Below are 350 nucleotides of genomic sequence, written 5' to 3' on the forward strand. Positions count from 1 at the left end.
AGCTGGCTGGTGACGATGGTGGAGCGATGACCGTAGCGATCTTCGAGGATTTCCAGGAGGTCGTGACGGGCACCGGCATCGAGCGGCTCGAGTCCCCAATCATCGAGGATCAGCAGATCGACACGGCCAAGGCCGCGCAACAGGCGTGGATGGCGGCCGTCGCCGCGAGCGAGCGCCAGATCATCGAACAGGCGCGGGACGCGCTGATAGAGCACGGAGCGATTGTCGCGACAGGCTTTGTGGCCGAGCGCCGAGGCGAGCCAACTCTTGCCGACGCCGGCCGGGCCGCAGATCAGGAGATTGACGTGGTCGTCGATCCAGCGGCCCTCGACAAGCTTAGCGAACAGCGG

General features: G+C 65.7%; 1 protein-coding gene. It reads right to left on the bottom strand.

Going from position 1 to position 350, the window contains the following annotated elements; all coding sequences use genetic code 11:
* Positions 1-350: ATP-binding protein (locus AC0L2O_RS36500; protein ID WP_473373164.1), on the bottom strand; the 350-nt coding region annotated here is incomplete at both ends.

The organism is Bradyrhizobium sp. Kon10 (assembly GCF_055807395.1).